This is a genomic window from Streptomyces sp. CNT360 (assembly GCF_000424785.1).
Genome location: NZ_AUKO01000001.1, coordinates 536,856 through 559,547, shown reverse-complemented (window position 1 = coordinate 559,547; position 22,692 = coordinate 536,856). Strand labels below are relative to the sequence as shown.

The following is a 22,692-nucleotide window of genomic DNA, read 5'->3' as shown; positions in this document are numbered from 1 at the left end:
ACCCCGCGGAAACCCGCACCCGCAGGCAACCAGCATCCGGGAAGCGGCCCCATTCATGCGATTCATACGATCAACACCCCCACCCTGTGGACAGCCGCCCCTCACCCCGCACCCGCCCTGGCAGCATGGCCATGTGACAGCAGCAACGGACCCCCAGCTCTTTCCGCAGGCACCCGACTCCCCCGACGCGGTGCTCGAGGGCCTCGACCCCGAGCAGCGCGAAGTGGCGACCGCCCTGCACGGTCCCGTATGCGTGCTGGCCGGCGCGGGCACCGGCAAGACCCGAGCGATCACCCACCGCATCGCCTACGGCGTCCGCGCCGGAATCCTGCCGCCCGCCGCCGTGCTGGCCGTCACCTTCACCCAGCGCGCCGCCGGAGAGATGCGCGGACGTCTGCGCTCCCTGGGCGCCCAGGGCGTCCAGGCCCGCACCTTCCACTCCGCGGCACTGCGCCAGCTCCAGTTCTTCTGGCCCCGGGCCGTCGGCGGCGAACTGCCCCGCCTCATCGAGCGCAAGGGACCCCTCGTCGCCGAGGCCGCCACCCGCTGCCGGCTGCGCCTGGACCGCAACGAGCTGCGGGACGTCACCAGCGAGATCGAATGGTCCAAGGTCACCCAGACCGTGCCCGAGGACTACCCGGCAGCCGCCGCCAAGGCAGGCCGCCAAGCCCCCCGCGACGCGGCCGAGACCGCCCGTCTCTACGCCCTGTACGAGCAGCTCAAACGCGAACGCTCCGTCATCGACTTCGAGGACGTCCTGCTGCTCACCGCCGCCGTCCTGGAAGACCGCCCGGACATCGCCGAGACCGTCCGCAGCCAGTACCAGCACTTCGTCGTCGACGAGTACCAGGACGTCAGCCCCCTCCAGCAGCGCCTCCTGGAACTGTGGGTCGGCGACCGGCACAGCCTCTGCGTGGTCGGCGACGCCAGCCAGACCATCTACTCCTTCACCGGCGCCAGCGCCGACCACCTGCTGGACTTCCGCACCCGCCACCCCGACGCCACCGTCGTCAAACTGGTCCGCGACTACCGCTCCACCCCCCAGGTGGTCCACCTCGCCAACGGGCTGCTGACCCAGGCCCGCGGCCGCGCCGCCGAACACCGCCTCGAACTCGTCTCCCAGCGCGAGGCCGGCCCCGAACCCGTCCACGTCGAACACGCCGACGAACCCGCCGAGGCGGAAGGCACCGCGCGCCGCATCCGCGACCTCATCGCCTCCGGCGTATCGGCCGGCGAGATCGCCGTGCTCTACCGCATCAACGCACAGTCGGAGATCTACGAGCAGGCCCTCGCCGACGCCGGCGTCCCCTGCCAGCTCCGCGGCGCCGAGCGCTTCTTCGAACGGCCCGAGATCCGTGAGGCCTTCGTCGTCCTGCGCGGTGCCGCCCGCGCCGGCGGCAACGACGCCCTGCTGGACGACGCCGTCGACCTCCCCTCCCAGGTGCGCGCCGTCCTCGGCACCAAGGGCTGGAACCCCCAGCCCCCCGCCGGCTCCGGCGCCGCACGCGACCGCTGGGAATCCCTGGCCGCCCTGGTACGCCTTGCCTCGGACCTCGGCACGGCCCGCCCCCAGGCGGCACTCTCCGACTTCGTCGCGGAGCTGGACGAACGCGCCAGGGCCCAGCACGCCCCCACGGTCGAAGGCGTCACCCTCGCCTCGCTGCACGCGGCCAAGGGCCTGGAATGGGACGCCGTCTTCCTCGTCGGCCTCACCGACGGCATGCTGCCCATCACCTATGCCAAGACCGAGGCGCAGATAGAGGAGGAGCGCAGACTCCTGTACGTCGGCATCACCCGCGCCCGGCGCATACTCACCCTCTCCTGGGCGCTGGCCCGCTCCCCGGGGGGCCGCCCCGTCAGACAGCCGAGCCGTTTCCTCACCGGCCTCCGCTCCGGCAGCGGCGCCGCGCGCACCCTTCGCCCGGGCGCCGCCACCGGCAGCGTCGAGGGCGGAGCAAGCGGCAGCGCCGCCGGTAGCCACCGGGTCCCGGGCGCACGCTCGCGGGTGCGCCGCGCCCCCGCACGGTGCCGCGTGTGCGGGCGCACGCTCACCCACCCCGGCGAGGTGAAGCTGATGCGCTGCGAGGACTGCCCCGCGGAGCTGGACGAGGTCCTCTACGAGCGCCTGCACCAGTGGCGCGCCGACCAGGCCGCCCTGCTGCGTCAGCCGGAGTACTGCGTCTTCACGGACAAGACCCTGCTGGCCATCGCCGAGGCAGTCCCCGGCGACGAGGCCGCGCTGTCCCGGATCTCCGGCGTCCGCGCCCGCAAGCTCCAGCAGTTCGGCCCCGCTGTCCTGGCCCTGTGCGCGGGCGAGGAGCTTCCGCGCACGGACGAGGACGAGGAAGACGAGGAAGACGAGGAAGACGAGGAAGAGGCCACGGCGCGAACCGGACGTCCCCCCGAGGACCAGGCCCCGCGTGAGCGTACCGACGAGGACCGGACCCGGCGGAAGGGCAACCCCGAAGCCCAGGCCGACGAGGCGGAGGAGGAAGAGGCGGACGACAAGGGTCCGTGACTTAGGAGAGGCGGCGGAGGAGGGTGGGGGTGGGGGGAGGGGGAAGGAGCCCTGCACGCCCTCCGGCCTTTGTGCGACTGAGCGCTTCAGTTGGCCCTTGAGCGCCGTGGTCGGCGCGGCTCGGCGCCCGGGGTTGGCCCGTGGGGTGGTGACAAGGTTGTGAACTGGTGTTCTGAGGCGAATTTGAGGCGAAGGGGTGCTCGCTGCTCGGGGTCGCTGACGCCGAGCCGGGCGGCGCGGCCCACGGCGCCCCGCGGCTCGGGCGGGCACGCAGTCTCCGCCACGACAGGGCGGATTACGCCACCGGGTTCTCCAGCAGGGTTACCAGGTTGCCGTCCGGGTCCTCCAAGGCGGCGAACCGGACACGCTCGCCGCCGGTCTGCACCGGCCCCGCCGTAAGCCCGCCCTCGGCCAGCTCGGACAGCGCCTCGTCCAACGCGGGCACCTCCAGGTTGAGCAGCGTAGAACCGGCGTGTGCCGGGTCCTCGAAGACCTGGAGCCAACCGCTTGCGGTGAGGTGCCAGTCGGCCAGCGACGGCATCGGCCGGAGGTCCGCCGGACGGCCCAGCAGCCGTTCATACCAGGCCACGGCGGTGTCGATGTTCCGTACCGGAGAGACCATCAGTACGCGAGTCACGTCCATGAGAATCACCTGCTTCCACAGCGCGTTCTTGGTGCTTCTTGCACTGCAGACAACACGCAGAGCCAGAAGTCATCGGTCCTCGAACACATCGCAGCCTGCCTCCGGCATGGCGCCCTTCCCCCCGTGAGGGCCACCTTGGGCGCTCAGCCAGGCCCAATCCTTGCGCTCAAGAGCCAACTGAAGCGCTCAGTCGTACTCTGTCACAGAAGCTGTGACAGAAAGCCGCGGAAAATGGTTTGCGCCCGCCGTGCGGAGCCTCATAGCCTTCCGGACATGGAGAGGGCGGGCCTTTTCGGCTCGCGCTTTCCATGCTCTACTCAGTCCTGAACATCTTCGGACCGGCTTCGCAGCCGGTCCCCGAGACGCCGAGAGGAGGCGGAGACCAGTGGCCACGATCATGACGAAGATCAAAATGACCGATCACTCGGTCATCCGCACCTGCCTGCTCGGCTCCCGCCTCCACGGCACCGGTCTGCCCGGTGTCGTTCTGGGCGGCAATGAGCGACCGACCCAGGCACCCGCGGTAGCAGCACCGGCAGTGGCAGCAGTGGCCTTTGCCAGTGGCTTCGCGGCCAACGGTGCCGGCGAGGGACGCCAGAAGACGCAGCGCTACGGCATGTGGGCCTTCCGTGGGCCTCATCCCTGGAGAGATCCAGCCTGATCGGCAGATCAGGTCGGCACCTTCCAGGGCCGCGGAACCCACACCGGGATCCGCGGCCCTTCTGTTTGCCCGACCGGCCACCAGCCGGACCGACACGACAACAGACACACGACAGACAGGAAGAACCGAAGTGCACACCGAGACGCACCCCAACCCGTTGCGCCCCGCGCCTTCTCTGCCGCCTGACGTCTCCACGGAGGACTCCTTGACCGCCCCGCTGTTCACTCTCACCGAGCTCGACGACGCGATCGAGCGTCTCGGCGTCGATGTTCCCTGCCGCTCCTACGACCCGGAGGTCTTCTTCGCCGAGGCCCCGGCGGACGTGGAGTACGCCAAGTCCCTGTGCCAGACCTGCCCGCTGCGGGAGGCCTGCCTCGCCGGCGCCAAGGACCGCCGAGAGCCCTGGGGCGTCTGGGGCGGCGAACTGTTCGTCCAGGGCGTCGTCGTTCCGCGCAAGCGTCCGCGGGGGCGTCCGCGCAAGAACCCGGTGACGGCATGAGCTCCCGCCGTCGCAGTTCGGCCATCCGCCGGACGACGGCTGCCGGAACGATCGATCACCCGTCGGCGCTGGACCCACGCACGCGCCACCTCACGAAGCAGGATCCGACGATGACATCCACCCACAAGATCACCACTCGCTCTCCCTCCGACGCGACGCTCGTCCGTCAGAACAGGAACCGCGACATGCAACTCATGCCAGAAAGCCTGGCGAGGGTGCACATACACGACAGACTGCAGGAGGCCGAGTCAGAACGCCGGGCGCTGCGGCTGCGGACGGCCCGCCGCCTGCAGCGCCGGGCCGAACGGGCCACCAACCGGGCGCGCCGCGCTCTGGCCATGGCCGTCATGCAGTGACTCACTCACCTTCACCGAAGAGCCGGGGCCTGTGCCCCGGCTCTTCGCCGTTGGTGGTCCGGCGCCGGGGCCGGGCGGTTACAGGGCTGCTTCGGAGGGCTCCGGTTCGTCGGGGTCGGCTGACGGTGCCGGTGGGGCGCCGGGGGCGAAGCCGGGGACCCAGCTCTCCATGTCGTCCCGCATCTCCACCGTGGCGCCGAGTTGGCACAGCACACCGATGGTGCTGAGCGTCACACGGTGGATCAGCAGGTAGGAGGGCGGCAGGTTGAGCCGGCGTCCCAGCTGGTGCGCGGGGGAGCGGGGGTCGGCAATCCGGGCGGCCTGGCTGCGCATCCACTCCCGGGTGAAGGTGAACTCCTCCACGCAGGCGGGTTCGAGAATGGGCAGCAGATACTCGCGGACCGCCTCAGGCTCCAGGTCGATCTCTTCCCTGACGAAGCTCTCGTCCCGCAGCAGGGTGTAGGCGCTCTCCGCGTCACCGTCGAGTGTGAGTCGCAGCACGGTGCCGATGGTGGGCGGCAGGCCGCCGGGCAGCCTGTCGACGGTCCCGAAGTCCATCACGCCCAGCCGCCAGTCCTCGGGCGCGGTACTGCCGTCCGTCACCAGACGGAAGTTGCCCGGATGCGGGTCGGCGTGGAGCAGACCGGTGCGGGCGGTGCCGGAGAAGAGGAAGCGGCTCAGCAACTGTCCGGCCCGGTCGCGCTCTTCCTGGGTGCCGTCGGCTATCACCCGGGAGAGGGGTGTGCCCGGCAGCCACTCGGTGACGAGGATGTCCTCGCCCTGGTGCACCACGTCGGGGACGAGGACTTCCGGGTCGTCCGTGAACTCCTGGGCGTAGGCGTGCTGGGCTTCTGCCTCCAGGCGGTAGTCCAGCTCCTCGGTCACCCGGTCGTGGAGTTCGGTGAGCAGCGGTTTGATGTCCATGCCGGGGACGAGGGGGCCCAGCAGGCGGGCGAAGCGCCCGAGTTGGGCGAGGTCGGAGACGAGGGCCTCGCCCGCGCCGGGGTACTGCACCTTCACCGCGACGTCACGGCCGTCGTGCCAGACCGCGCGGTGGACCTGGCCTATGGAGGCGGCTGCCGCCGGTTGGTCGTCGAACTCGGCGAACCGGCTGCGCCACTGCGGCCCGAGCCGTTCTGCCATCAGCGTGTGCACCGTGGCAGCGGGCAGGGGCGGGGCTGCTTCCTGGAGGCGGGTGAGGGTGGCGCGGTAGGGACCGGCGAGCTCGTCGGGGAGCGCCGACTCGAACACCGAGAGGGCCTGGCCGAACTTCATGGCGCCACCCTTGAGTTCGCCGAGCACCTTGAAGAGCTGCTCGGCGGTGCGTTGTTGCAGCTCCTGGCCGACCAGGTCCGCGGAGAGGCCGCCGAGGCGCTTGCCCAGCCCCCAGGCGGAGCGGCCCGCGAAGCCCAGCGGCAGGGCGGCCAGCTTCGCCGTACGCGTCACCGCCTTGCGGGGAAGATCAGACATGCGTCCCTCCAACTCCCTGACGGCTCTGCCGGGACAGCGCCGAGGACGACAGCTACTGGAGTCATTGTGGTGCGGGCTACCCGGCCATTGTGGCGTGCGGGTCCGGGTTCCCGGAGTCCGCGGTGGGGGCGCTCACCGAAGCGGCACCGCACGGACACTCGGGGTGCGCGGCGAACTGCTCGGTGTCGGGCAGCAGATGGGGCAGTGCGAAGCGGAGGCGGTAACCGGCGGCGCAGGCGCCGTCCCCGTCGAGGTAGCTGAGAGCGTAGGAGGCCGTGGCACCGGCGACCACCGTAGCCAGGGCGACATCGCAGGCGGGGACCCCGGTGCGTCGTCTGTTGGCCGTCCGCCACTGGCCTACGAGCATCGGCCAGCTGGGCTCCCGGTCGGTCCGGGTGCGGGTCAGGCAGTCGGAGCAGGGCGAGGAGCCGGGCAGGACGAGGGGCCCCACCACGCCGGTTGCCTCCACGACGCCGCCGTAGAGGTGGGGTGTCTGTGCGGTCATGAACCGCTCGGAGAGCTCCGGGTCCGGTGCGTAGGCGTCCAGGCCGTCGCGCGGCGCGATGATCACCAGGTCGATCCGTCCCCGTGACTTGCTCCTCCAGGCACGGGTCTGCCGGACCGTGCCGCGCGCCGCGGCGTCGCGCCGCATCCCGGCCTGGGCCGCTGGGATGCCGCCGGGGGCGGTGTCCCACTCCTCGACGACTCCGCCGTCGACGACGTCGACCTGGCCGACCCCGGCTGCGGCCAGTGTGGTCGCCACCGCCGCGCCCACGCGACCGGCGCCCCGCACCTGGACGCGGGCTGCCCGCCGTGCGGCCAGCCTGCGCACCGCGCCGCCCGGCTCGCGGTGCACCACGGACAGCGACGCCAGGTCCGGCCGTAACCGGTCGGTGACGGCGGCGGAGGCGGCGCGGTCGGCTGTCGCGTCGTCGAGTACGCCGGCCGTGGTGAGCCGCTCGGTGAGCTTGTCGGGTGTCTGGGGCGCGAGGCCGAGCCGGTGGGCCTCCTGCTTGAGGCGTTCCATGCTGCGGGTGCCGTCCATCAGCTCCATGAACGCCGCGGTGGCGTCTCCCATCGGCCCCAGCAGCACTGCGTGCGCGGGCGCTACCCCGTACTGCACGGTCTCCCTGTCGCGCCAGCCGCGTCGCAGCGCGGGCTTGATCATCGGATGCATGCCGTCCCCTCTTCTCTGTGCCGGGCCGTCGAGGCCCGGCACTGCCGTCACTCCTCGTCGCAGCCGAAGCTGCGCGGGAACGTCTTGCGTCTTCTGCTGTTCTCTTCGGTTCTCTGTGCCGGTCGCTGCCGCAGCGACGCGTTGCCCCAGCCCGTACGCTGCGGGAGCGACCACCTTTGCGCCGACCGATTTCCCCTGCCGGGTCCCGGTGCTGAGCGGCGCCGTGCCGGTCGTACCGCATCGGTAACTGCCGGTGAGCGCCTCGGGGTGCTGCCGGAGCCGATCATCAGCCGGTCACGCAGACAGCATGCGGTCTGCGGCGGAAACGGCGGAGCGGGTTGTCCACAGGCGTCCGCGTTAGTCGTACGAATGCGGGGCGCTTCTCGTCGGGCGCGCGTCGCCCGGTTCGGCTGTGCCGCGGCCGTGTGGGGCCCCGGGCGGCGTTTCGCGGGCTTTCCCCCCTGAGCGAGGTCGGAGCGGGGACTTCCGCCGCTGCCAGCGGGTAACGTCGAGGCGTGTCCGCCGACCCGCTGTACAGAACCAGCAGTGCCCGTCAGAGCGCGGTCGAGGTGCGCCGCAGTGCGCGTCGACGCCGCACGGTGTCCGCCTACCGTGAAGGGGATCGCACCGTCGTGCTCCTCCCGGCCCGGATGACGGCTGACGAGGAGAAACGCTGGGTCGGCGTGATGCTCGACAAGCTCGCCGCGCAGGAGAGCCGGCGGATGCTCGGCGACGGGGACCTCGCCCGGCGGGCGGCTCAGCTGTCCGAGCAGTATCTCGACGGGCACGCGTGCCCGTCCTCGGTGCGCTGGGTGACCAACCAGAACACCCGGTGGGGATCGTGCACCCCTGCCGAGGGCAGCATCCGCCTCTCCCACCGGCTCCAGGGGATGCCGGAATACGTCCTCGACTACGTGCTGCTGCACGAGCTCTCGCACCTGCTCGTGCCCGGACACGGCCCGCGCTTCTGGCGGCTGCTGGAGGCGTATCCGCGCACCGAGCGGGCGCGCGGTTACCTGGAGGGTGTCGCGGCGGCGGAGCGCCTGCCGCACCTACCGGTCGACGGGGCGGAACAGAGCGAGTCCTGAACGCTCCGCGAAGGCCCGGCCCGGTCTGCAGCCAGGTGCACCCCGTCAGGCGCTCCCGGGCCCGCCCGCACGGTGCCGGGTCTGCACGTCGGGGCGGTGTCCGGCCCGCAGTGCGGCGACCGTCCTTGTGGTGAGACGTACGACGGAGTCGTCGGCCACGCCGGCGACCTGGTCGAAGGCGTACCAGCGCAGGTCCAGGGACTCGTCACTGATCTCCGCCACGGCCCCCTCCGGGGCGAGAGCCGCGTACTGGACGTCCAGGTGCCAGGCGCAGGGGGTGTGGTGCTTGTCCAGCCGGACGGGGCCGCCGGGCATCAGGGCCAGTCCTGCGATCCCCGACTCCTCGGCGGCCTCACGCAGCGCCGCCTCGGCGAGGGTGGCGTCCTCGGGCTCGCAGTGGCCGCCCATCTGGAGCCACATCTTCAGCTTCCGGTGCAAGGTCAGCAGCACCTTTCCGCTGCCCGGATCGACGACCAGAGCGCTGGCGGTCAGGTGCCCCGCGGAGCACGCTTTCCACATGCCGTCCGGGTGCGCGGCAAGGTGGATCAGGTACTCCTTGCGGAGCTGTTCCTGGAGCGCGTCACCACAGGGGTCACGCCACTGGGCCAGTACGTGCTCGGCGTTCTCGTGGAGACCTGCCGAAGGCGTGCTCACCGCTTTCCTTCGCCGGTGCCCTCGTCACCTTCCCCGCCGTCGGCCTGTCCACCGTGGCCCTTTTCGCCCTCTGTCCGGCCCTCGGACGTGTTGTCCCGCGCCTTCCCGTCGTCCTCGGTGCTCGCGCCGCTCCCGGTACCCGGGGTGCCGGCCTGCGCGGCCGCGTCGCCCAGGATCCGGTCGAGCTCGGAGAAGTCCGGCTGCTCGCGGTGGACGAAGGCGTCCGGGTCGTCCAGATCCGCGGCGGTGGGCAGCATGTCCGGGTGCTCCCACAGGGCGTCGCGCCCCTCGGTACCGCGTGCGTCGGCCAGCGACGCCCACAGGCGGGAGGCGTCCCGCAGCCGCCGTGGCCGCAGCTCCAGACCGATCAGGGTGGCGAACGTCTGCTCGGCGGGCCCGCCCGAGGCGCGCCGCCTGCGCAGCGTCTCGCGCAGCGCCGAAGAGGACGGCAGGTGTGGCTCCGCGGCGGCGTGCACCACCGCGTCCACCCAGCCCTCCACCAGGGCCAGCGCGGTCTCCAGCCGGGCGAGGGCGGCCTTCTGCTCCGGGGTGTCCTCCGGCTGGAACATGCCCTGCTGAAGCGCCTCCTGCAGCTCCTCAGGGCGCTGCGGGTCGAGCTGGCCGACGACGTCCTCCAGCTTGGAGGTGTCCACCTTGATGCCCCGTGCGTACCCCTCCACGGCGCCGAAGAGATGCGAGCGCAGCCACGGCACGTGGGCGAACAGCCGCTGGTGCGCCGCCTCCCGCAGGGCGAGGTAGAGCCGGACCTCCTCCTGGGGGATGCCCAGGCCGTTGCCCAGTGCCTCGATGTTGACCGGGAGCAGCGCCGCCTTGCCCGCGGGGCCCAGTGGCAGCCCGACATCGGTGGAGCCGACGACCTCACCGGAGAGCACCCCCAGGGCCTGGCCGATCTGGGTGCCGAACATGGCGCCGCCCATGGAGCGCATCATGCCCAGCAGCGGGCCCGCCATCGCCTGCATCTCCTCGGGCAGCACGCTGCCCATGGCGGTGCCGACGCGCTCGGCGACCGGGTCGACCAGGTCCTTCCAGACCGGCAGGGTGGCCTCGACCCACTCCGCGCGGCTCCAGGCCACCGCCGTACCGGAACCGGACGGCAGCGAGGTCACTCCGTCCAGCCACAGATCGGCCAGGCGTACCGCCTCCTGGACGGCCGCGCGGTCCTGGGAGCTGACCGAGGCGTCCTTGGAACCGTCCTGCGCGCCTGCCGCCACGGTCTGACGGGCGATGTCCTTGGCCATGTCCCAGTTCACCGGGCCGCCCTCGTAGGAGAGCATCTGGCCCAGCTTCTGGAAGGCGGCCCCCAGGTCGCTCGGGTCGAAGCCCCCGCCCTGCCCGCCGCCCAGCGAGCCGAACATCGCGGCCAGCGGGTTGTCCGCTCCGGAGCCGGTACCGCCGCCGAAACCGAACGGGTTGGGCTGCCCGCCGCCCGGCTGTCCGCCGCCCGGCTTCTTCTTGCCGTCGTCCCCGTCCTCGGGCTCCTCGGGAGGTACGCCGAATCCGAATGGGGTGTCACTCACGGGTTTCCTCGGCTCTGTCTCGTCGGACGGTCTGGTGGTTGCGGGGCGGTCCGCGGCGTGTGCCGCGGATGTCTCGCGCTTGCGCATGTCCTCGGTGCGATCTGCGGGCTCTGCCCCCAGCCTAGACACCAGTCAGGCAGGATGGAGCCTGCGCACCTCGTACCAGAAACAACCACTGGAGACGCCCGGTGAGTTCCTCCGAGCCCCACGTTCGCGCAGCGCGAACCCCGACCGTCGCCGTCACCGGCGCCGCCGCGGGGGTCGGCGCGCTGCTCACCGAGCGGCTGGCGGCCTCCGAGGAGATCAAGCAGGTCATCGCCCTCGACGAGCGGCGGGGCGAGGTGAGCGAGGCCCAGTGGCACACGCTGGACGTGCGCGATCCGGCCATCGCCGACCGGCTGCGGGGGGACGGGGATCCGGTGGACGTCGTCGTCCACCTCGCCCTCGATCTCGACCTGGAGACGGATCCGGCCGCCCGCACCGCCTACAACGTGCGCGGCACGCAGACGGTGCTGACGGCTGCCGCCGCGGCAGGCGTGCGCCGCGTGGTCCTGTGCACCTCGGCGATGGTCTACGGGGCGCTCCAGGACAACGACGTACCGCTGTCCGAGGAGGCGGAGCTGCGGGCGACCGCGGACGCCACCGGCGTCGGGGATCTGATGGAGATCGAACGCCTGGCACGGCGCGCTCCTCGTGCCCATCCGGGACTGAACGTGACCGTGGTGCGGCCCGCTGTGCTGGTGGGTGCCGGTGCGGACACCACGCTGACGCGGCACTTCGAGTCGCCGCGGCTGCTGGTGGTCGCCGGGTCGCGGCCCTGCTGGCAGTTCTGCCATGTCGAGGACCTGGTCACGGCTCTTGAGTACGCGGCGCTGGAGAGGGTCGAGGGCGAGGTGGCCGTCGGCTGCGACGGATGGCTGGAGCAGGAGGAGGTCGAGGAGCTGACGGGGATGCGGCGCATGGAGCTGCCCTCCAGCGTCGCCCTGGGGGCCGCCTCCCGGCTGCACCGGCTCGGCCTGACCCCCTCACCCGCGGCCGACCTCGCCTACACGATGCATCCCTGGGTCGTCAGCGGCAGCAGGCTGCACGACGCGGGTTGGCGGCCCCGGTGGACGAACGAGGAGGTGCTGGCCGCGCTCCTGGAGGAGGTGGCGGGCCGGCACACCGTCGCCGGGCGGCGGCTGGGCCGCACGGAGGCGGCGACGGCAGCCGGTGCGGCCGGTGCCACCGTCGCACTGATCGGTACGGCGGCACTGGTGCGCCGGGCACGCAAGCGGCGCGGACTGTGACCGGCTGTACGAGGGGCAACCGGCCGGCGGGCGCGACAGTCGGATGTTCCGGTTTCGAGGCGGGTAGGGCAGCATGACCGGTATGGCACAGACGTACGACGCCGCGGGTGGCGACCGGAGTACGCACCCCGACCACCCTGGTGAGCAGGGCTCCGAGGACCCCATCAGGCTGCTGGAGGTCCGCGAGGCGCCGCTGTCCGTGGACGAGGTCTTCACCGCGGTCGGCGACCACGCGGCGGGCGGGACGGCGCTCTTCGTCGGCACGGTCCGCGATCACGACGGCGGCAGCGATGTCGCCCGTCTGGGTTATTCCTCGCATCCCAGCGCCGAAGCCGAGCTGCGCCGCGTCGCGGAGAAGGTCGCGGCCGACCACCCGGTGCGGGCCCTCGCCGCCGTGCACCGCGTCGGGGATCTGGACGTGGGCGACCTCGCGGTGGTGGTGGCCGTCTCCTGCCCGCACCGGGCGGAAGCGTTCGACGCCTGCCGCAAACTCATCGACGACCTCAAACACGAAGTGCCGATCTGGAAGCACCAGACGTTCTCCGACGGCACGGAGGAGTGGGTCGGCGCCTAGTCTGCCCGGTCCGGCTGCCTGCTTTCCGGTTCGGCCGGTGCCCCCGCGGGAGCGCCCAGGAAGCCGTTCGGTGGACGGGTCCGGGTACGTGGGTGCGGCGTTCTCCGGTTGCGTAACCGTGTGTCTGGGCGGACCGTTGGAACACCGACGGTTAATCTGCTCATCGGCCGGTCTGCCGGCCGCCGGGCCGCATGCCCGGAAGGCGCGTTCGAGGGGTCGGGAGGTCCCGATGGCGGCTCTCGCCTGGTTGCTCATTCCGGTCGTCGCCGCTGTGGCGGCCGCCCTGTGGGGAGGCTGGGCCGGGCGGCGCCGCGCCAAGATGCCCGACACTCTGGGCGTCGCCGGATACGAACGTTTCCGTGCCGCCATGGAGCGCTCCGGCGCAAAGGCTGCCCCCTCCCGCCCGGGCTCGGCGGTCCGGTACCCGGCCCCGCCCGGAGCAGTCGGCACATCCGAGGGGCACCAGGCCGGGCCGACGGTCTCCCAGAGCGCCCGCATGGATCCGCAGGAGGCCGCGCTGGCCCCCGCCGGGGCGCTGGCTCATGCGGCCCCGGACGGACCGGCCCCGGGCGCCGACTGACAGGACCGTCCCGTACTGTCGTGCCATGCCTCGCCGCACCGCGACCCTGCTCGCCTCCACGCTGCTGCTCATAGCGATGCTCTGCGCCGGAGTGCTCATCGAGGTGCCCTACGCGGAGATGTCACCGGGTCCGACGGTGAACACTTTGGGGGAGCACGGTGGGGATCCGGTGCTCAACATCAAGAAGCGGCCCGGCCACAAGGGAGAGCCGAAGGAGTACGACACCTCCGGTCACCTGAACATGACCACGGTCCGTGTCACCGGTTCCGAGTACCACATGACGCTGCTGGGGGCGTTGTCCGGCTGGATCAGTGACGACAGCCTCGTCGTCCCGCACAAGTCGCTCTACCCGGAGGACAGGTCGGCCGAGGAGGTCGACCAGCAGAACGCCGAGGAGTTCACCGCCTCCCAGGAGAGCGCGAAGGTTGCCGCCTTCAAGGAGCTGAAGCAGCCGGTCAGCTCCTATGTTGCCGTCGGCTCGGTCGAGAAGGGCGCCCCCGCCCACAAGCGGCTGCACGCGGGGGACGTCGTCACGGCGGTGGACGGGAAGCCGGTCTCCAAGCCGGAGCATGTCGGAATGGTGGTCCGTGCGCACAAGCCGGGGGAGAAGGTCTCCTTCACCGTGGTCCCGGCCGACGAGGTGAAGGCCGCCCAGAAGAAGGGCAAGAAGCTCTCCTCCAAGAAGGCGGAGAAGGTCACCGTGCGCACCGGGAAGATGAAGGGCAAGAGCGCCGCCCGGGTGGGCATCACGACGACGCTCACGCACGTCTTCCCGTTCGAGGTCGACATCAAGCTCGCCGACATCGGGGGCCCCAGCGCCGGGCTGATGTTCGGGCTGGGCATCGTCGACAAGCTGACCCCCACCGACCTGACCGGCGGGAAGTTCGTGGCCGGCACCGGCACGATCGACGACGCCGGGAAGGTCGGCGAGATCGGCGGCATCCAGATGAAGACGCTGGCCGCCCGGAAGAAGGGCGCCCGGTTCTTCCTCACCCCGGCGGGCAACTGCGCCACCGCGGCCAAGAACAAGCCCGAGGGGCTGACCCTGGTGAAGACGTCGTCCATGGACGACGCCCTCAGCTCGCTGAAGAAGATCCGTACGGGGCATACGGACGACCTCACCCGGTGCACGGTGCACTAGGCACGCTGTCCACCTCCTGGCGACCTCCTGTCCATCTCCTGTGCACGTCGCCGTCAACGCGGCGGCCGGCGCCGGGACGGCAGCGGCCTGCCCACCCAAGACGCCGGCCCGGATCCCCTCACTCCTCGAACGTCGCCGCCAGTGCCTGCGCGAGGCCCGGCACCAGGTCGGCGCCGGTGAGCACCTCGGTGGCCGAGTCCTTCTCCCGCAGCCGCAGTGCCGACTCCCGCTCTCCGCCGCGTACGACCGCCACCGTCATCCGCACCTCCTGGCGCTCCGGGTGCTCGGCGACCCACCGGGTGAGCGCGTCGCCGTCCAGGTCCTCGGGTACGGCCGACTCGGCGGACGGCGGCAGCATGAGCCGCTCCACGGTGAGCGCGCAGCCGGCGACGGCGTCGGGCCAGGCGATGGTGCCCAGGAACTCGTCCAGCGGGACTCCGGAGGGGATCTCGTCCTGCTCGACGGGGGTGAGGGAGCCGCTGGGGGTGTCCTCGGCCTGCTCGTCCATGCCGAGTTGCTGCGCCAGGCCGGGCTCCTCGGTGCGCAGGCGTTCCGTGTCGACCAGTGCGAAGAGCCGTGCGGGCTGGTCCCAGCCCAGCCCCGCGGCGTACTCGTCGATCTCCAGCACCGCACGGGTCAGGGGTCGGGATGCGAGGGGGGTGCCCTCGTGGGGGAGGTTGCTCATCCCCATATCGTGCCGCCTCCGCCGCGGGAAGGAGGACTTGGACCCCGGAAACGGGAACTGGGTAAAGCCTCGGTAAGTTGCTTAGGTGGGCCGTACGATGCGGGCCCAGCATATTTGCTTCACAAAACGCCGATATTCGAGGTGCGCACCTTGGCTTTCCAGATGCCGGACCGGGGCTCCGGTGGGGGTCCCTCCGGACCACGGATCAGAGTGGGCCGGCCATCCCGGCGTGCCCGGACCCTGTTGATGACGGCGGGCGTGCTGGTCGTCCTGGCGATGCTCTTCGTCATGTTCTCCGGGTTCTGGACCGAGTGGCTGTGGTACCGCTCGGTCGACTACAGCTCGGTCTTCACCAAGACCCTGTGGACGAAGATCGGCCTGTTCGCCGTCTTCGGCCTGCTGATGGCCCTCGCCGTCGGGTTCAACATCTGGCTGGCCCACCGGCTGCGTCCGCCGCTCAGCGCCATGTCGCTGGAGCAGCAGAGCCTCGACCGCTACCGCATGGGGCTGGCGCCCTACAAGAAGTGGGTGCTGCTGGCCGTCACGGCCCTCATCGGGCTGATCTCCGGCGCGTCCGCGGCGGGCCAGTGGCGCACCTGGCTGATGTGGGTGAACGGCGTCGCCTTCGGCACCAAGGACCCGCAGTTCCACAAGGACGTCTCGTTCTACGCGTTCGACCTGCCCTTCTACCGGTTCCTGCTGAGCTTCGGCTTCGCCGCCGCGATCCTCTCGCTGCTGGCGGCCGCGTTGGTGCACTACCTCTACGGCGGGCTGCGCGTCACCACCCCGGGCGCGCGGGCGACGGCCCAGGCCACCGGGCATCTGTCGGTGCTGCTGGGCGTCTTCGTGGCGCTCAAGGCGGTGGCCTACTGGCTGGACCGGTACGGACTGGCGGTCAAGTCGGGTGACTTCAAGGCGACGGACAACTGGACGGGTCTCAAGTACGTCGACGCCAACGCCTTCCTGCCCGCCAAGACGATCCTGTTCATCATCGCCATCATCTGCGCGCTGCTGTTCTTCGCCACCATCTGGCGCCGCACCTGGCAGCTCCCGGTGATCGGGTTCGGCCTGATGGTGCTGTCGGCCATCCTGATCGGCGGGCTGTATCCGGCGCTGGTGCAGAAGTTCCAGGTCTCGCCGAACGAGCAGGCCAAGGAAGCGCCCTACATCAAGAAGAACATCGATGCCACCCGCAAGGCGTACGACATCGACGACGCCCAGGTGCGCAACTACAGCGGCAAGAGCAAGGCCGACGACGGCGACCTGCGGGAGGCGGCGGACTCCACGGCGAGCATCCGGCTGCTGGACCCGAACGTGGTCTCGCCGACGTACCAGCAGAAGCAGCAGGTGCGCGGCTACTACCAGTTCCCGCAGACGCTGGATGTGGACCGCTACAAGAAGAACGGCAAGGAGCAGGACACCGTCGTCGGCGTCCGGGAGATCAACACGGACGGTATCCCGGAGAAGAACTGGATCAACGAGCACTTCAAGTACACCCACGGCTACGGCATGGTCGCTGCCAAGGGCACCTCGGTGGACAAGGACGGTGCGCCGGACTTCACCGAGAAGGACCTGCCGCCCAAGGGGGATCTGACCAAGGACAAGTACGAGGGCCGGATCTACTACGGCGAGAAGACCGACAAGTACGCCATCGTCGGCGGGCCGCAGAAGGAACTGGACTACGCCGACAACAAGGGCGAGAAGCCGTACACCTACAAGGGTGACAGCGGCGTCGACCTGTCCAACCCGGTCAACCGCGCCGCCTACGCGGTGAACTTCAACGAACCGCAGATCATGTACTCGGGCGCGATCGGCGAGGGTTCGCGGATCCTGTACAACCGCACGCCGAAGGAGCGCGTCGAATCGGTCGCCCCCTGGCTGACCATCGACGGTGACCCGTACCCGGCGGTCGTCGACGGCCACGTCCAGTGGATCGTGGACGCGTACACCACCTCGAACGGCTATCCCTACGCGTCGCGCACCACGCTGGGGGACACCACGCAGGACTCCCTCACCGACGGGCAGCGGTCGGTGGTGGCCCAGCAGAACCGGGTCAACTACATCCGCAACTCGGTCAAGGCGACCGTGGACGCCTACACCGGCAAGGTCAAGCTCTACCAGTGGGACAAGAAGGACCCCGTCCTCAAGACGTGGATGAAGGCCTTCCCCGGCACGGTCGAGTCCAAGGACGCCATCAGCAAGAATCTGATGGATCACCTGCGCTATCCGCAGGATCTGTTCAAGGTGCAGCGTGAGCTGCTGCAGACCTACCACGTGACGTCGCCGTCGCAGTTCTACAGCGGCTCGGAGCGCTGGCAGGTGCCGGACGATCCGACGCACAAGGGCAACGCGGTGCCGCCTTACTACCAGAGCCTGAAGATGCCGGACCAGAAGGAACGGAAGTTCCAGCTGACGACGACGTTCAACCCGAACAAACGGGAGACGCTCGGCGCCTTCATGGCCGTGAACGCGGATGCGCGCAGTGGTGACTACGGGAAGATCAGAATGCTCAGACTCCCGCCGAACACGGGTGTCGCCGGCCCCTCCCAGGTGCAGAGCAAGTTCAACTCCGAACCTGACATCGCCGAGATCATCAACCGCATCAGACGGGGTGACTCGGAGGTCGAGTACGGCAATCTGCTGACCGTGCCACTGGAGGGCGGGCTGCTGTACGTCGAGCCCGTGTACGTCCGTGGTGCCGGGGTGAACTATCCCCGTATGCAGAAGGTGCTGGTCACCTACGGCGAACGGGTCGCCTTCGAGGACAGTCTCGACCAGGCGCTGAACAAGGTGTTCAACACGCCGGACAGAGACGAGGGCGACGAGCGGACCGGCCCAGGAAACGGGGAGAAGGAAGGCGACCAGCCCAACGCGACGGTCGAGCAGGCCCTCAAGGACGCGCAGCGCGCCTACGACGACGGCCAGAAGGCCCTCAAGCGAGGCGACTTCGAGGAGTACGGCAAGCAGCAGAAGGCGCTGCAGGAGGCGCTGAGCGACGCAGCCGACGCCGAGAAGGCGCAGGACGGCAAGGGCGGCTCCGGCTCGGACGGGAAGTCCGGGTCGGGCGAGAGCGGATAGCCGGGTGAGACCACCCCGCGGCGTGGTGTAGAGTTATGAACACAACGGCGCGGGGTGGAGCAGCTCGGTAGCTCGCTGGGCTCATAACCCAGAGGTCGCAGGTTCAAATCCTGTCCCCGCTACTTGGATCGAAGAGGTCCGGAGTCAACAGACTCCGGACCTCTTCGCTTGTATGGGGGATCGTCACGCGATGTGGTTTGGGGTATCTCTACATCGGGAAGTCGACAAACCGCTGAAGTGACCTCACTGGCTGCGGTATACCAGGTGTACGCGGGTTGCAGGTGGTGCGACGATGGAGCTTATGGGGGAGATGGCAAGGCCGACGGACCCGGTACGCCCCGGTCCGGGCCTGAATGTGGAGGAGTACACCGAGAAGACCGCAGCCGCAGCGACGATCGAAGCTGCCGGCACCGAAACCGTGGACACGACCGCCGCGGACAGTGTGCTGGGGGCACAACTGCTGCGCCGGGGGGATCTGGACGGCGCCGAGCCGCACCTGCGGGCCGCCACGGCCGCGGGGGACCGCGCGGCCGCCAACAACCTCGGGGTGCTGCTTCACCAGAGGGGGTACACGGAAGAGGCCGCGGGATGGTGGCGCACCGCCGCCGTCGCCGGCTCGGCCGCCGCAGCGCACGCGCTCGGCCGTCACCACCGCGAACACGGTGACGAGCCGGCGGCGCACTACTGGCTGCGGCTCTCGGCCGAGTCCGGTCACGCGCTGGGCGCCTACGCGCTGGCCGACCTGCTGGAGCACCGCGGGGAGGACGGTGCGAAGGAATGGTTCCGCGCCGCTGCCGAGCGCGGACACCGGGAGGCGGCCTACCGCGTCGGGAAGCTGGCCGGTACGCAAGCCGGCCGGCTGGCGGCGGATGAGCGGTCCGACGCCGTCACCGTCCGGGAGGCGGAGGAGGAGGCCGAGCGCTGGTACCGGCAGGCGGCCGCACGCGGTCACCGCAGAGCGGCGCTCGCCCTGGGCGCCATCCTGGAGGGCCGCGGGGAGCTGAAGGAGGCCGGCCGGTGGTACCTCACCTCCGCGAAGGACGGTGAGGCCCGGGCCGCCTGCGCGCTGGGCTTCCTGCTGCGGGACGCCGGAGACGAGGAGAGCGCCGCGGTCTGGTGGCGCCGCGCGGCCGAGGACGGTGACGGCAACGCCGCCAACGCCCTCGGTGCGCTGCACGCCGACCGCGGTGAACGGCAGGCTGCCGAGCGGTGGTACCGCGTCGCGCTGGACGCCGGCTCCGACAACGGTGCCTTCAACCTTGGGCTGCTGTGTGCCGCCCAGGGCCGCACCGCGCAGGCCGAGCAGTGGTACCGCCGGGCCGCCTACGCCGGGCACCGGGAGGCCGCCAACGCGCTCGCCGTGCTGCTGCTGCAGCGCGGCGACGCCGAGGGCGCCGAACCCTGGTTCTCCAAGGCGGCCGAGGGCGGCAGCGTCGATGCCGCCTTCAACCTGGGCATCCTGCACGCCGGTCGCGGAAACGAGCGTGCCGCGCGTGCCTGGTACGAGCGGGCCGCCGCCGCCGGGCACGCGGAGGCCGCGCTCCAGGTCGGCATCGCGCTGCTGCGCGAGGGCGAACTGCACGCCGCCGAACGGCATCTGCGGTGTGCCGCGGGCGGTGGCAGCGTCGAGGGCGCCTTCCGGCTCGGCGCGCTGCTGGAGCGTGTCACCCGGCGCGACACCGGGGAGTTCGGCTCCGCCCACGAACTCGGCCGCGCGGAAGGGGCGCGGGCCGAGTACGAGGAGTGGTACGAGCGTGCCGCCGAGCACGGCCACCGCCGGGCACAGGTGAGGCTGGGCATGTGCGTCGCCGCGCGGGGAGAGGTCGTCGACGCCGCCCGCTGGTACCGCGCGGCGGCCGAGGCGGGCAGCCCGAACGGTGCCTTCAACCTGGGGCTGTTGCTGGCCCGTGAGGGCAGCGAGCAGGAGGCCGTCCTGTGGTGGACCCGTGCCGCACAGGCGGGGCACGGCAGGGCAGCGCTGCGGCTCGCGCTCCTCAGCGCCCGGCAAGGAGAGCTGAACGAGGGCCAGTTCTGGTGCGCCCGCGCCGTCGAGCTGGGCCCCGCCGAGGTGGCCGAGCGCGCTGCCCGCCTCCGCGAGGCGCTCCGCGCGGAACTCACGGCGTGACCCCTGGGGCCCGCACCGCCGGTGCGGGCCCCAGGCACCCGGGACCGCACGCCTCGCCTCCCCGGCACCCACCGAGGCGAGCCCTCGAACGGCTCGGCACCGGCCTCTGCTTCACACCCAGGTGCCATCGGGTGCGGCCCCGGCAGCAGGCGCTGAGCGCTCCCCGGAGCACCTCGGGGTGCGGATCGGCACCGCGCCGGTGCCCCGCGCCTCCCGGTCACGCGACGTACCCGGGCCGGACCGACACCGAGCCCGCACTCCCTGCCCCGACGGGTGCGACACCGGGACCGCGCACGTTCCCGGTTCCCTGGATGCAGTCCCGCGGCAGGCATCCCGCGGTCGGTCCCCACCGGTCCCATGGACGGGTCCCCGGCGGGGTGGGGACGGTGTTGTGGGGTGGGATTTGCACTGGTCGTCGGGGTGCGTTAATGTAGTGCACACAACGGCGCGGGGTGGAGCAGCTCGGTAGCTCGCTGGGCTCATAACCCAGAGGTCGCAGGTTCAAATCCTGTCCCCGCTACTGAAGGCGAAGGCCCGGATCCTCGGATCCGGGCCTTCGCCATGTGCGACGGACATCGAGTCACTTCACGGTGCGTGTCCGACCGCTTCCGCGTAGAGCCGCCGGTCGACCAGGCGGGCCTCGGGCACGGGTTTGCCCTCGGTGACGCCGGCGTCACGGTAGGCCTTCTGCAGACGGTCCGTGGTGCCCTTGCGGATCTCCCAGTCCATGCGCAGCGAGGGCACGGCGGTGAGCACCTCGGGGTCCTGCTTGAGAGCCTTCGCCAGTTCGGCCACGAAGGCGCGGTCCTTCTTGTAGTCGCCGGCGAAGTAGGTGTTGATCGTTCGGATGTAGCCCCGCAGCAGCGCGACGCCGGCGTCCACGTCGGTGCTCAGCAGACCGGGCCCGAACAGGGCCCCGCCCAGGGGCTCGCCGGGAGGCTGGCCGCCCAGGAAGGCATACCGTTCGTCGCCGTCCACCCGTCGCCAGACCGGGTCGAGCAGCCAGGCGGCGTCGATGCCGCCGCCGGTGAAGGCGGTCAGCACGTCGGATGAGCCCAACTGCTGGAACGTCATGGACTTCATCTCGGCGCCGTGCCGGGCCAGGATGCTGTCCATGGGGTAGGAGATCACCGATCCCTTGCCGATCAGCGTTCCGATCCGCCGGTCCGCCAGGGAGACGGACGAGGGCTTCTCCCCTTTGGGTACCCGGGCCCACAGGCCGCTTCTGGACTCCGGATCGGGGGAGAAGTTCCCGGCGACCCAGCGGATGTCGAACCCGGAGTCGATGCCGTTGACGACGGCGGCTTCGGGCGCTGCCCACAGGGCGTCGATCTCGCCCTTGGCGAGCAACGGCAGTGCCTCGGGGGTGGGCAGGACCTTCACCTCGACCTCCAGCCCCTCCTTGGCGAACTCGCCCTTGGCGAGGGCGATCTGCAGTGGTGCGACGTACTCGGCGGCCAGTGTGCTGGTGGCGAGGGTGAGTTTGCGGTGTCTGCGCAGCTTGCGGGGGGCCGGGGCACCGGGTTCGCAGCGGGCGGGGGCGCGGCTCTCGCCGCGAATGCCGGGGTCGGTCCAGGCGCGGGCGCCGCATCCCGGTACGGGCTCGATGTCGCGGTCTGCGGTGCCCAGGGCGTCGTCCCGCTGCGCCGCGCAGCCGGTCACGGCGGCCACGAGGACGACCACCACCGCGATCAGGGTGGCGGGGGCCCGGACGGTGGGAGAGGAGGGACGCACGGGGACCTCCGGTCGGTGGTCAGGACTGGCCTCGGCCCCGGTCCCGGGGCGCCCAGGGGGTGAGGATGCGCCCCGCGAGCCGTACGAGCTCGGAGAAGAGCACGCCCAGCACGGCGACGCAGAGGATGCCGACGAACATCACGTCGTTCTGGAAGAGCGCCCGGGAGTCGAAGATCAGGTGGCCGAGTCCGTCCGAGGCGGCGATGGACTCGGAGGCGACGATCACCAGGACCGCGACGCCGGCGGCGATCCGGGCTCCGACCAGCACGGACGGCAGGGAGGCCGGCAGCAGGACGTGCCGGAACATCTGCCAGCGCCCGGCGCCGAAGACCCGGCCGGCGTCCCGGTGCCCTTCGGGGACGGCGAGCACGGCGGCCATGGTGGAGATCCAGACGAAGAAGAACACCGTCGCGGCGACCAGCGCGATCTGCGGGCCCTCGCCCAGCCCGAACATGTTGAGGAAGATCGGCAGCAGCGCCAGTTTGGGCACCACGTACAGGGCGTCCATCGTCGGTTCGAGGGCCGCTCGCACCAGGGGAAGCGCGCCCATCAGCAGGCCCAGCAGACAGCCGCTCACCGTGCCGAGTCCGTACCCGGCCAGCACCCGCTTGAGGGTGGCCCACACGTCCGGCCACAGGTCGCCCTCGGCGGCGCGTTCCCAGCCGTCGGCGAGGACCGCGGTGGGCGCGGGATAGACGCGGGCATCGATCCACTCGCGGGTGGCGGCGAGCTGCCACAGCAGGACGAGAAGGAGCGGTACGGCCACAGCCAGCGTCAGCTCCAGTGTGCGCCGCCGCCGGTGGGCCCTCTCCGGCGCCGTCTCGCGGGGTCCGGGCCGGCGTATCAGGCGGCCTTCGTCGGGGCGCGACGTCTCCAGGGTGC

General features: G+C 71.1%; 19 protein-coding genes and 2 tRNA genes. 13 read left to right on the top strand and 8 right to left on the bottom strand.

The genetic code is table 11. The features are described from left to right. Positions 1-55: 55 nt before the first annotated feature. Positions 56-2,518 carry an ATP-dependent DNA helicase UvrD2 gene (locus H297_RS34060; RefSeq protein ID WP_078513676.1) on the top strand — a complete coding sequence of 821 codons (2,463 nt, stop codon included), beginning with the start codon at positions 56-58 and terminating at the stop codon, positions 2,516-2,518. 295 nt (positions 2,519-2,813) lie between these two features. Here the strand turns inward: H297_RS34060 and H297_RS0102415 are convergent, their stop codons facing one another. Continuing rightward, the gene (locus H297_RS0102415; RefSeq protein ID WP_027735748.1) at positions 2,814-3,161 is read right to left on the bottom strand and encodes a VOC family protein; all 348 of its coding nucleotides are present in this window, start codon (positions 3,159-3,161) and stop codon (positions 2,814-2,816) included. 385 nt (positions 3,162-3,546) lie between these two features. Between H297_RS0102415 and H297_RS41005 the strand changes: the two genes are divergently transcribed. The 3 genes from H297_RS41005 (at position 3,547) to H297_RS0102405 (ending at position 4,677) form a co-directional block, all read left to right on the top strand. Further along, positions 3,547-3,822 (top strand): hypothetical protein, encoded by a 276-nt coding sequence (locus H297_RS41005; protein WP_199787129.1) that lies wholly within the window; start codon positions 3,547-3,549, stop codon positions 3,820-3,822. Positions 3,823-3,952: 130 nt separating this feature from the next. Beyond that, on the top strand, positions 3,953-4,321 hold the full coding sequence (locus tag H297_RS0102410; protein ID WP_027735747.1) for a WhiB family transcriptional regulator: 369 nt from the start codon (positions 3,953-3,955) through the stop codon (positions 4,319-4,321). Further along, positions 4,318-4,677: a hypothetical protein gene (locus H297_RS0102405; RefSeq protein ID WP_051351421.1), complete on the top strand. Its 360-nt coding sequence runs from the start codon at positions 4,318-4,320 to the stop codon at positions 4,675-4,677. The genes H297_RS0102410 and H297_RS0102405 overlap by 4 nt, the downstream gene beginning before the upstream one ends. A gap of 78 nt (positions 4,678-4,755) precedes the next feature. Here H297_RS0102405 and H297_RS34055 read toward each other — a convergent pair whose 3' ends face one another. After that, positions 4,756-6,147, bottom strand: coding sequence for an ABC1 kinase family protein (locus H297_RS34055; RefSeq protein WP_037792506.1), 1,392 nt, complete (start codon positions 6,145-6,147; stop codon positions 4,756-4,758). A 76-nt stretch (positions 6,148-6,223) separates the two neighbouring features. Further along, positions 6,224-7,324: a ThiF family adenylyltransferase gene (locus tag H297_RS0102395; protein WP_027735745.1), complete on the bottom strand. Its 1,101-nt coding sequence runs from the start codon at positions 7,322-7,324 to the stop codon at positions 6,224-6,226. A 515-nt stretch (positions 7,325-7,839) separates the two neighbouring features. On the opposite strand from H297_RS0102395, the gene H297_RS0102390 reads away from it, so the two are divergent. Then, positions 7,840-8,412 carry a M48 metallopeptidase family protein gene (locus H297_RS0102390; RefSeq protein ID WP_027735744.1) on the top strand — a complete coding sequence of 191 codons (573 nt, stop codon included), beginning with the start codon at positions 7,840-7,842 and terminating at the stop codon, positions 8,410-8,412. Positions 8,413-8,457: 45 nt separating this feature from the next. Here H297_RS0102390 and H297_RS34050 read toward each other — a convergent pair whose 3' ends face one another. Continuing rightward, positions 8,458-9,066, bottom strand: coding sequence for an NUDIX domain-containing protein (locus H297_RS34050; protein ID WP_051351420.1), 609 nt, complete (start codon positions 9,064-9,066; stop codon positions 8,458-8,460). Next, entirely contained in the window at positions 9,063-10,604 is a 1,542-nt protein-coding gene (locus H297_RS0102380) for a zinc-dependent metalloprotease (RefSeq protein WP_027735743.1), read from the bottom strand. The genes H297_RS34050 and H297_RS0102380 overlap by 4 nt, the downstream gene beginning before the upstream one ends. A 188-nt stretch (positions 10,605-10,792) precedes the next feature. Between H297_RS0102380 and H297_RS0102375 the strand changes: the two genes are divergently transcribed. From H297_RS0102375 to H297_RS0102360, 4 genes are all read left to right on the top strand, one after another. After that, complete coding sequence (locus H297_RS0102375) at positions 10,793-11,893, top strand: SDR family oxidoreductase (protein ID WP_027735742.1); 1,101 nt, start codon at positions 10,793-10,795, stop codon at positions 11,891-11,893. Between the two features lie 73 nt (positions 11,894-11,966). Beyond that, positions 11,967-12,467 carry a molybdopterin synthase catalytic subunit gene (locus tag H297_RS0102370; RefSeq protein WP_199787128.1) on the top strand — a complete coding sequence of 167 codons (501 nt, stop codon included), beginning with the start codon at positions 11,967-11,969 and terminating at the stop codon, positions 12,465-12,467. A gap of 229 nt (positions 12,468-12,696) precedes the next feature. Continuing rightward, positions 12,697-13,047, top strand: coding sequence for a hypothetical protein (locus H297_RS0102365; RefSeq protein WP_027735740.1), 351 nt, complete (start codon positions 12,697-12,699; stop codon positions 13,045-13,047). Positions 13,048-13,072: 25 nt separating this feature from the next. After that, positions 13,073-14,188 (top strand): PDZ domain-containing protein, encoded by a 1,116-nt coding sequence (locus tag H297_RS0102360; protein ID WP_027735739.1) that lies wholly within the window; start codon positions 13,073-13,075, stop codon positions 14,186-14,188. 118 nt (positions 14,189-14,306) lie between these two features. On the opposite strand, the gene H297_RS0102355 is transcribed toward H297_RS0102360, so the two are convergent. Beyond that, complete coding sequence (locus H297_RS0102355) at positions 14,307-14,873, bottom strand: PPA1309 family protein (RefSeq protein WP_027735738.1); 567 nt, start codon at positions 14,871-14,873, stop codon at positions 14,307-14,309. 162 nt (positions 14,874-15,035) lie between these two features. On the opposite strand from H297_RS0102355, the gene H297_RS0102350 reads away from it, so the two are divergent. The 4 genes from H297_RS0102350 (at position 15,036) to H297_RS0102335 (ending at position 20,596) form a co-directional block, all read left to right on the top strand. Continuing rightward, positions 15,036-17,951, top strand: a complete 2,916-nt coding sequence (locus H297_RS0102350) for a UPF0182 family membrane protein (protein ID WP_486589399.1) — start codon at positions 15,036-15,038, stop codon at positions 17,949-17,951. 48 nt (positions 17,952-17,999) lie between these two features. Beyond that, positions 18,000-18,073: transfer RNA gene (locus H297_RS0102345), tRNA-Met, on the top strand. Between the two features lie 179 nt (positions 18,074-18,252). Next, positions 18,253-20,076, top strand: a complete 1,824-nt coding sequence (locus H297_RS0102340) for a tetratricopeptide repeat protein (protein WP_486589376.1) — start codon at positions 18,253-18,255, stop codon at positions 20,074-20,076. Between the two features lie 446 nt (positions 20,077-20,522). Continuing rightward, positions 20,523-20,596: transfer RNA gene (locus H297_RS0102335), tRNA-Met, on the top strand. A 65-nt stretch (positions 20,597-20,661) separates the two neighbouring features. On the opposite strand, the gene H297_RS0102330 is transcribed toward H297_RS0102335, so the two are convergent. Beyond that, a complete protein-coding gene (locus H297_RS0102330; RefSeq protein WP_486589375.1) occupies positions 20,662-21,810 on the bottom strand; it encodes an ABC transporter substrate-binding protein in 1,149 nt (382 codons plus the stop codon). Between the two features lie 19 nt (positions 21,811-21,829). Beyond that, positions 21,830-22,687 (bottom strand): ABC transporter permease, encoded by an 858-nt coding sequence (locus tag H297_RS0102325; RefSeq protein WP_027735734.1) that lies wholly within the window; start codon positions 22,685-22,687, stop codon positions 21,830-21,832. Positions 22,688-22,692 lie beyond the last annotated feature (5 nt).